This is a genomic window from Streptomyces sp. AcH 505 (assembly GCF_000818175.1).
Classification (GTDB): Bacteria; Actinomycetota; Actinomycetes; order Streptomycetales; family Streptomycetaceae; genus Streptomyces.
The window spans coordinates 5,175,222-5,183,307 of the sequence record NZ_JTIY01000001.1 but is presented as its reverse complement, the minus strand read 5'-3'; the positions used below and the strand labels follow the sequence as shown (position 1 = coordinate 5,183,307).

At 70.6% G+C, this 8,086-nt stretch carries 1 protein-coding gene; it reads right to left on the bottom strand.

Annotated elements, in window-relative coordinates; translation table 11 throughout:
* A partial coding sequence (locus HY68_RS42865) for a type I polyketide synthase (protein WP_157874379.1) occupies positions 1–8,086 on the bottom strand: 8,086 nt, incomplete at both ends.

Here is an 8,086-nt window from a genome sequence, read left to right as displayed (position 1 = left end):
CTCCGGAACATCACCAACTGCCAGCTCGGAGAGATCCGACAGCTCCGTATACACCGGAGCCACCGTGGTGCCCGGCGCCGCGTCCGCCGCCGACCACTCCAGCTGGAAAAGCTTGCTGTGGTGCCCGGCGGCGCTTGCCGCACCCAGCTCCCCGGTCGCCACCGGGCGTACCGCGAGCGAGCCCACGGTTGCCAGCGGCTGGCCCTCGGTGTCCGTCATGGTCAACGACACCGCGCCGGATCCGGTCGGAGAGACATGGATCCGCAGCTTCGTGGCGCCTGCCGCCTGGAGGGCGACCTCGCCCCAGGCGAACGGCAGGTACGGGCGTCCCGGCTCGGCGTCCTCGACGTAGCCGCCGAGGCTGATCGCGTGCAGGGCCGCGTCGAAGAGCGCCGGGTGGAGTCCGAACCGGGCCGCTTCGGCTGCCCCCTCCTCGGGGAGTGCCACCTCGGCGAAGACCTCGCCACCCTTGCGCCAAGCGGTCCGGAGCCCCCGGAAGGCCGGCCCGTAGCCGAGTCCCAGCTCGGCGAAATCGTCGTAGAGCCCGTCCAGCGCCACGGCCTCCGCACCCTCCGGCGGCCAGACGGCGGGCGCTGCGGGTGCGCTGATGGCCGTATCGCTCAGGATGCCGGCGGCGTGCTGGGTCCACGGCGCGTCGGCCGCCGCACCGGCGGCGCTCTCGTCCGTGCGGGAGTAGATGGCGAGCTCGCGCCGCCCGTCCCGGTCAGGCGCGCCGACGGTCAGCTGGAGCTGGACCTCCGCGCTCTCCGGCACGACAAGCGGGGACTGGAGGGTCAGCTCTTCCAGCGTCCCGCAGTCCACCTCGTCGCCCGCGCGGATCGCCAGCTCGACCAGCCCTGCTCCCGGGAGCAGGACGGTTCCGTTGACCCGGTGATCCGTGAGCCACGGCTGTGCCTTCAGCGACAGCCGGCCGGTGAGCACCAGTGTCTCGCCGCCGGCCAGTCCGGTTGCCGCGCCGATCAGGGGGTGCCCGGTGGCCCGCAGGCCGAAGCTCGCCACGTCGCCACCGCCGACGGGTGACTGGAGCCAGTAGCGCTCGTGCTGGAAGGCGTACGTGGGCAGGTCTACGATCCGGGGCCGGGCCGGGGCGAAGAACGCCTTCCAGTCCACCTCGGCGCCACGTACCCACAGCTCGGCCGCCGACGTCAGGAAGCGGGCCATGCCGCCTTCCTGCCGGCGCAGTGTCCCCACCACCACCGCGTCACCGGCGCCCGCGCGCTCCAGGCTCTCCTGGACCCCGATCTTCACCACCGGATGCGCACTGGACTCCACGAAGAACCGGAAACCCTCACCGGCCAGCGCCTCGATCGCCGGACCGAACTGCACCGTGCCCCGCAGGTTCCGGTACCAGTACGCGGCATCCGCCTCCTCGCCGCTCAGCCACTCCTGCCGCACCGTCGAGTACCACGGCACCGAAACGGCCTGCGGCCTGACCGGGCCCAGTACGTCAAGCAGCTCCGCCTCGATCGACTCCACGTGAGCGGAATGCGAGGCGTAGTCCACCTCGATACGACGTGCTCGTACGCCTTCCGCCTCGTACTCGGCGACCAGCGTGTCCAGCAGTCCCGCGTCACCGGACACGACCGTCGACGACGGACCGTTCACCGCCGCCACCGACACGGCCCCGCCCAGCAACGCCAGGCGCTCTTCCACCGCGTCCGCCGGAAGCGGGACCGACACCATGCCCCCACGCCCGGACAGTCCGACCAGCGCCCGACTACGCAAGGCCACCACCCGCGCGCCGTCCTCCAACGACAACCCACCCGCCACGACAGCGGCAGCGATCTCACCTTGCGAATGACCCACCACCGCGTCCGGCACCACACCCACCGAAGCCCACATCGCGGCCAGCGACACCATCACCGCCCACAACACCGGCTGCACCACATCCACCCGGTCCAGCCCCGGCGCATCTACTTCGCCACGCAACACCCTGGTCAACGACCAGTCCACGTAAAGACTCAGCGCCCGCTCGCACTCACTCAGCCGCGCAGCAAACACTTCATTGGAGTCCAGCAGCTCCACGGCCATACCTGCCCATTGAGACCCCTGGCCAGGGAACACGAACACCACACGGCCGGCCGAGCCGGCCACTCCCTCCACCACACCAGGGAACGGCACACCCTCGGCCAGCGCAGCCACACCGTCACGCAACTCCGCATCCCCGCCGCCCACAACCACCGCGCGATGCTCGAACACCCCACGCGACACCGCCAACGAGTGCCCCACATCCACCACAGACCCCAGACCCGCCAACCCACCCAACCGCCCGGCCTGCCCGCGCAATCCACCAGCGGAACGACCCGACATCACCCACGGCACCACGCCGCCAACAGCAATCGGCTCCGCGGGAACCACCACTCCGGAAGCCTCCGCAGGAGCCTCTTCCAGCACCACATGCGCGTTCGTACCGCTGACCCCGAACGATGAGACGGCGGCGCGGCGTGCCCGTGCTGCGTCCGGCCATTCCCTTGTCTCGGTGAGGAGTTCGACCGCGCCCGCCGTCCAGTCCACGTGCGGCGACGGCGCGTCCACATGCAGCGTCTGCGGCAGCACACCGTGCCGCATCGCCATCACCATCTTGATGATGCCCGCGGCGCCGGCCGCGGCCTGGGTGTGGCCGACGTTGGACTTCACCGAACCCAGCCACAGCGGCCGGTCCTCCGGACGGTCCTGCCCGTACGTCGCCAGCAGCGCCTGCGCCTCGATCGGGTCACCCAGCGCCGTGCCCGTACCGTGCGCCTCCACAGCGTCGACATCGGCCGTCGTCAGACCGGCGTTGGCCAGCGCCTGGCGGATCACCCGCTGCTGCGAAGGGCCGTTCGGCGCCGTGAGGCCGTTGCTGGCGCCGTCCTGGTTGACCGCGGTCCCACGGACTACCGCGAGCACCTGATGACCGTTCTTCCGGGCGTCCGACAGGCGCTCCACGAGCAGCATGCCGACGCCCTCGCCCCAGCCGGTGCCGTCGGCACCTGCGGCAAACGCCTTGCAGCGGCCGTCGACCGACAACCCTCGCTGCCGCGAGAACTCCACGAAGGTGCCCGGCCTCGCCATCACGGTGACCCCGCCGGCCAGCGCCATGTCGCACTCGCCGGACCGCAGGGCCTGCGCCGCGAGGTGCAGTGCTACCAGCGACGACGAGCACGCCGTGTCCACCGTCACCGCTGGCCCCTCGAAGCCGAAGGTGTACGACACCCGGCCCGACGCGACACTGCCTGAGTTTCCGGTGCCGATCAGCCCCTCCAACTCCGCGGGCACGGAGGTGAGATGCGAGGCATAGTCGTGGTACATCACGCCGGCGAAGACGCCGGTACGGCTGCCCCGCAGCCCCGCCGGGTCGAGACCCGCCCGCTCCAGCGCCTCCCAGGACGTCTCCAGCAGCAGCCGCTGCTGCGGGTCCATCGCCAGCGCCTCGCGCGGACTGATCCCGAAGAAGCCCGGGTCGAACTCGCCCGCCTCGTACAGGAATCCACCGCGCTTGGTGTACGTCGTTCCCCGGCTCGCCGGGTCCGGGTCGTACAGCTTCTCCAGGTCCCAGCCACGGTCGGTCGGGAAGTCGCCGATCGCGTCCTTGCCCTGGACCACCAGGTCCCACAGATCCTCGGGCGACACCACCCCGCCCGGGTAGCGGCAGGCCATCCCGACGATCGCGATCGGCTCGTCGTCCACCGATGTCGTGGCCCAGGCAACGGGCCCGGCATCGGCGGCTGTTCCGCCCAGCTCCTGGTCGAGGTGGTCCGCCACGGCACGCGACGTCGGATAGTCGAAGACCAGTGTCGCGGGGAGCCGCAGCCCCGACAGGGCGTTCAGCCGGTTCCGCAGTTCGACGGCGGTCAGCGAGTCGAATCCCAGCTCCTGGAACGCCCGGTCCGGCTGCACGGCGTCCACCGAGTCATGGCCCAGTACGGCTGCGATCTCCTCGCGCACCAGGTGCGACAGGGTCCGAGCACGTTCCTCGGCGTCCAGCCCGGCAAGGCGCTGCGCCAGCACCGAGCTGCCGGCGCCCGTCTCCGCTCCCGGCTTTGCCGCCTTCCGTACGCGACCGCGCACCAGCCCGCGCAACAGTGTCGGTACGCCGTCGCCCCGCGCCCGCAGGGCGTCGGCGTCGACCCGTATCGGCACCAGCGTCGCCGTGTCGGCACGCAGCCCGGCGTCGAAGGCCGCCAGGCCCTCGTCCACGGACAGCATCGGCAGCCCCTGGCGCCGCATGCGCTCAAGGTCGACCTTGGTCAGCCACTGGCTGAGACCGGTGTCCGTGTCCCAGAGGCCGTACGCGAGGGACGTGGCCGTGAGCCCGTGCGCCCGGCGGTGCTGGGCGAGCGCGTCGAGGAAGACGTTCGCCGCAGCGTACGGTGCCTGACCGGCGGCAAGGACCAGCCCGCCGGCGGACGAGAACAGCACGAACGCCTTGAGGTCCAGCTCACGCGTCAACTCATGAAGATGCCAGGCCGCGTCCGCCTTCGGACCGAACACACCGTCCAACCGCTCCGGCGTCAACGAACCCACCAGCCCGTTGTCACCCACACCCGCCGCATGCACCACACCCACCAGCGGATGATCAGCGGAAATCCCGCCAACCAGCCCCGCCAGAGCCTCCCGATCGGTCACATCACACGCGACCGCACCCACCTGAGCGCCGTACTCGGCCAGCTCCGCGATCAACTCCCCCGCACCAGGAGCATCCGCACCACGCCGACTCGCCAACACCAGATGACGCACACCATGCTCAACCACCAAGTGTCGAGCCACCATTGCGCCCAGACCACCCGTACCACCGGTGACCAGCACCGTCTCTTCCGATGTGAAGACCGGCGTCAGGTCGTGCGTCTCGGGAGCAGCAGCCCGCGCCAGACGCGGCACGCGCACCTCACCGCCGGACAAGGCCAGTTGGGACTCGCCGGTTGCCAGGGCGTCACTGATCGCATCGACGGACGCGGGGGTGTCGTCCAGATCCAGCAGCACGAACCGGTCCGGCTGCTCAGCCTGCGCCGCCCGTACGAGACCCCACACGGCGGCCTGTACCGGATCAGCGTCCCCTGTCGCGTCCACCGCCATCGCACCACGCGTCACCAGCACCAGGCGAGAGGACGCGAACCGCTCGTCCACCAACCACTGCTGCACCGCCGCCAGTACGCCGTGCGTGGCCTCGCGCAGCGCCTCCGGGGCGTCACCAACCGTGGCCGGCAGCGTCAGCAGCACATACTCCGGAACCTCGGCGGCTTCTGCCAGCGCCGCCAGATCCGCATGGGCAGGTGCTCCGGTGCCGAAACCCTCCGTGCCTACGACGGCCCATCGCACGTCCGCCGCAGAAGCAGCAACCGGCGCCGACTTCCAGTCCAGTTGGTAGAGGACGTCATGGTGGGCACCGGTGGCTCCGAGTTGATCCAGCGACACCGGTCGCATGGCGAGGGAGCCGATCTCGGCGACCGGCGCACCCGCCGCATCGGCGATGTCCAGCTCGACCTCGCCGTGCGTTCCGGCGGGGGCGATCCGTACCCGGAGCGCGGTAGCGCCCGCCGCGTACAGCGCGACCCGGTTCCAGGCGAACGGCAGATACGGTCGTCCGGCCTCGACCTCCGGCAGGAAGTCGCCGAGCGCCATGCTGTGCAAGGCCGCGTCCAGGAGGGCGGGGTGAATGCCGAAGTGCTCGGCATCCGTGTGTGCTTGTTCGGGCAGAGTGATCTCGGCGAAGACCACCTCGGCGTCGCGCCAGGCGGCCGTCAGCCCTTGGAAGGTCTTCCCGTACTCCAGGCCCAGTCCGGCAAGGGTGTCGTACAGGTCCGCCACGTCGACCGGCTGCGCGTCCTTCGGGGGCCACTGCACCATGTCGAAGGGGCGCGCGGGAGCGACCTCGGCGAGCACTCCCGTGGCGTGCCGGGTCCAGCTCTCCTCGCCCGAACTGCCTTCGGCACGCGAGTGGATCGTCACCTCGTGCCGGTCGGACTCGGCCGCAGTGACCGCCAACTGGAGCTGGACGCTCTCACCTTCGGGCACGACGAGCGGAGCCTGGAGGGTCAGTTCGTCCAGCACCGGGTAGCCGATCTCGTCGCCGACCCGTACCGCCAACTCCACGAGCGCGGCGCCCGGCACGATGACCGTTCCGTTGACTGCGTGGTCCGCCAACCACGGTTGCGCCGCCAACGACAGCCGCCCGGTGAACAAGAACCCTGCCGAACCCGGCAGTTCCGTCGCCGCACCGAGGAACGGGTGCTCGATCGCGCTGAGCCCGACCGTCGCGACGTCGCCGCTGACCACACCCGACTCGACCCAGTAGCGCCGCCTCTGGAAGGCGTAGGTCGGCAGCTCAACAGGACGGTGCCGGGCGGCCGTGAAGTGGGGCGTCCAGTCGACGCGTACGCCGCGGGTGTGCAGGGTGGCCAGGGCCTCGACCACGGCCCGTGTCTCCCCACGGTCCTTGCGGACGGCGGGAACGAACGCCGCGGTCTCGTCACCGTCGAGGGACTGCTGGGCCAGGCCGGTGAGAACACCGTCCGGACCGACCTCGACAAACAATGTCGCGCCAGCCGTGCGAGCTGCGGTGATGCCGTCCGCGAAACGAACCGCCTCACGCACGTGCCGCACCCAGTAGTCGGGGGTGGTGAGTTGGCCGAGCTCGGCGAGCTGACCGGTGACGTTCGAGATCACCGAAATCGCCGGCTCGGCGTAGGTCAGACTCTCGGCGACCTGCCGGAAGTCCTCCAGCATCGGGGCCATCAGCGGCGAGTGGAACGCGTGCGAGACCCGCAGCCTGCGGGTACGGATCTCCCGATTGGCCAGCACCTGGCCAATGTCGTCCATGGCCGATTCAGTGCCGGAGATGACGACGGCGGCAGGCCCGTTGACGGCCGCGACGCTCACTTCATGCTCGCGGCCTTCCAGCAGCGGCAGCACCTCTGCCTCGGGTGCGGCGACGGCGAGCATCGCACCACCGCTCGGCAGCGCCTGCATCAGCCGGGCACGCGCCGCGACCAGGCGGCAGGCGTCCTCCAGGGAGAACACCCCGGCCACATGTGCGGCTGCCAACTCACCGATCGAGTGTCCGGCCAGCACGTCCGCTGTGATGCCGTACGAGACAAGCAGTCGGTACAGCGCCACCTCGAAGGCGAACAGGGCCGGCTGCGTCATCCCGGTCTCGTCCAGCAGACCTGCCAGCTCAGAGCCAGGCTCCGCGTGGACGACGTCCCGTATCGGGTGTGCCAGCAGCGGATCCAGAACCGCACACACCTCATCCCAGGCGGCAGCGAACACCGGGAACGACGAGGCCAGTTCGCGGCCCATGCCCAGCCGCTGACTCCCCTGCCCGGCGAACAGCAGCGCGAGCTTCCCACCCGTACCGTTGCCCGTCACCACACCCGCAGCAGACGCCCCGGACGCCACCGCCGCCAAACCCGCCAGCAGCTCGTCCCTGCCGGCACCGACCACAACCGCCCGCTCATCAAGCAGCGAGCGCCCCGTGGCAAGCGTCCGGGCGATATCCGCCGGTGCAAACTCAGGACGGGCCGCCACCCAGGCGTGGAGCCGGTCCGCCTGGTCGCGCAGCGCGTCGAGATCGTTGGCCGAGACCGTCCACGGCACGAGGGAGAGGTCCGGTGACGTCTCCGGGACGTCCGCGCTCTCCAACTCAGCCACGGCCGCGGGCTGTTCCACGATGACGTGGACGTTCGTCCCGCTGATGCCGAACGACGAGACGCCCGCGCGACGCGGATGGCCGTTCTGCGGCCATTCCCGTGCCTCGGTGAGGAGTTCGACCGCCCCTGCCGACCAGTCCACGTGCGGCGATGCCTCGTCGACGTGCAGGGTCTTGGGCAGCAGTCCGTGACGTATCGCCATCACCATCTTGATGACCCCGCCCACGCCGGCGGCTGCCTGCGCATGGCCCATGTTCGACTTCACCGAGCCGAGCCACAGCGGCCGGTCCTCCGGGCGGTCCTGCCCGTACGTAGCGATCAGGGCCTGCGCCTCGATCGGGTCACCCAGCGTCGTACCCGTACCGTGCGCCTCCACGGCATCGACATCCGCCGTCGTCAGACCGGCGTTGGCCAGCGCCTGCCGGATCACGCGCTGC